1 protein-coding gene and 2 pseudogenes are annotated in these 2,480 nt (G+C 30.8%); 2 read left to right on the top strand and 1 reads right to left on the bottom strand.

Annotation, left to right across the window (positions count from 1 at the left end; all coding sequences use genetic code 11):
• Nucleotides 1-231: 231 nt before the first annotated feature.
• Nucleotides 232-591, top strand: a complete 360-nt coding sequence (locus FD18_RS06175; protein ID WP_057719085.1) for a hypothetical protein — start codon at nucleotides 232-234, stop codon at nucleotides 589-591.
• 239 nt (nucleotides 592-830) lie between these two features.
• On the opposite strand, the pseudogene FD18_RS10160 reads toward FD18_RS06175, so the two are convergent.
• Nucleotides 831-956: pseudogene (locus FD18_RS10160) on the bottom strand (IS110 family transposase); the annotation flags it as partial.
• 413 nt (nucleotides 957-1,369) lie between these two features.
• Here FD18_RS10160 and FD18_RS09400 point away from each other — a divergent pair.
• Nucleotides 1,370-2,341: pseudogene (locus FD18_RS09400) on the top strand (transposase).
• Nucleotides 2,342-2,480: the final 139 nt, after the last annotated feature.

Genomic DNA, 2,480 nt, shown 5'->3' on the forward strand with positions numbered 1-2,480 from the left:
TACGTTTTTTAACGTACTTATTAATCATACCTGACTTGGAAAGCTTTGTCAACAAGTTTTTTTAACTTTTTTGACGCTTTGTTTTGTATCACTCTCCGCATCAGCAATAACTATATTACTAAAAACAATCACATGATGCAACCCCTAATTTGTATTTTTTTCATTTTATTGCATTTTTCTATCTTCTACCGCCTACAAAGTGTTACACTGTGCATATATGGAGGTGTTTCTATGTCTCAAAATAAATGCATTATAGATAATGAAAAAAGTAAGAATACGATCAAACTCGCTGATGGAAATTCTATCTGTGAAGATCATGCAAAATTAACACCATGGCAAAAAGAAGAATTAATTGAAAAAGATGCCAATCAAGTAACTGCCTATATCGATAAGTTAACTGATACCTACTTATTTAAACACGAATTACAAGGTATCCACTCTTCTTATAAATCTCTTCTTAATAAAGCCGCTCAAAGTGATTTAATGAAAAACCCATCTGCAGAAGATACAATCAAACTTCAAAATTGGATTTTGATTAAACAAAATACTGAAATCATTAACCTTCTAAAAGAATTAAAGTCTCAAAACTAATTTTTTTAATTATTTATAGATGCGCACGTTTTTTATAAATGTGCCTTTTTCTATCACAATTCAAGTATTCTCAGCACTTTATTTAGCTAATTAATGGTTGATTATACTAATTTTCTAATTTTCCTTACTTGAATCTTGTTATTGATTTAACTAAAAAATAAAAGTATGTGAAATAAGCCTATGAAAACTTATACTTTTTTTCATAGGTTGCTGTACCTAAGTTGATTATTTGATTTCAGCTAAAGTCTTTTATTTTCTGTGACTACGTTGTAATTATATTTGATAGGATCAATTTTTTTACGTATCAGTTTTTGAACTGATGCAATGGCGATCTTCTTATAGCATTGGCTATTTGAAGATCGTTTTTATTTACTTTTAAACAATTCGATTATCTTCTTATTTATATTATTTCTTACGATTAGGTAGTCTGCTACGACTATTAACTGCTATAACTTCCTATGTTTAAACAAAAAGACGCTCTAGGTGCCTTACATTCTATAAATCTCTATAAATAATTTAATTCAAATTAATATTAAAGAGACATTTTTTCAGTAAAACTAGGACATCACACTTCTCTAAAAATGCTAACACTAGATTAATTCTCATATGCTACAGAGACACATAATACAAAACAAAGGTTCTATACTTTTTCCTGTTGATGAATATCTATGATATTCTATCGACAGGATTTTTTATTGCATAAAGAAAGAGGCCATAGCCTCCCTTAACTTAAAATCCTTCTTCGACCAATTCAATTAAGTGTATGGAGATTCAAACTATGTCCTCTTTAAATGATTATATTAAATTTACTCTTGATACTGAAGATCAAAACATTATTTTTTCTGATTATTCAAATGAAAATATTAACAGTAAGATTTACAAAATATATTTAGCTGAGCTGATCCAGCCTACTTGTCCTTATTGTCGTTCTACTAATCTTAAGCATAATGGTCATTACGTTTCTAACATTCATTTCATTACTGCTGATGCTAGTAAGCTCGTTACTATCAGATTAAGAAAACAACGTGTTCTCGGCAATGACTGTTTAAAAAGATCTATGGCTCAATCTAATCTTATTAATAAAGGCTGCTATATCTCTAACACGTCTAAGCGAAAAATACTTTCTGCTCTTACTGAAGATCGTTCAATGACTAGTAATTGCTAGAGAATTATTTCCAAACGCTCAGATTGTTATTGATCGTTTTCATATGGTTCAAATGCTTACTAGATCTTTCAATAGTTTACGTGTTCAAATTATGAAGCAATTTAAAAAGCAAAGCCATGAATATAAGCTTTTAAAATCTCCTTGGAAGCTTTATCTCATGAAATATGACAAACTTAATAAGACTACTCCCTACTACGATTGGCACTTTAAAGACTATCTCACTCAGGAACATGTTGTCTTAGACGGCTTAGAGTGCAACAAAGATCTCAAAAATACATATTGGATTATGCAGGACTTTATGGCTGCTATTCAAAACAGATTATTCACTTGCTTAACTCAAAACACACTGTAGGCAAGCAGATGCATCAACCACTACTGACCTTTAAGCATAATTATACCGGTGTCCTAAACGGTATATCTTCTAACTACTCTAAGGGTTGTCTTGAAGGTGTCAATCGGAAGATTAAGCAAATTGAGCGGACTGCTTATGGCTATAGAAATTTTAGTCACCTTTTAATTAGAATTAGACTCGAAGAAAATATTGTAAAAGAAAAAGAGCCAAATAACTATTTTCTAGTTGCTTAGCTCTCTTTACAAACTATTCATCAACAGGATTTGACAAATAGCCAAAACAAAAAGCACATTGATATATATCAATGTGCTTTATCAAAGCGGAGATTGAGAGATTCGAACCCTCGCGCCGGTATAAACCGACCTACACCCT

The organism is Lactobacillus taiwanensis DSM 21401, assembly GCF_001436695.1.
Taxonomy (GTDB): Bacteria; Bacillota; Bacilli; order Lactobacillales; family Lactobacillaceae; genus Lactobacillus; species Lactobacillus taiwanensis.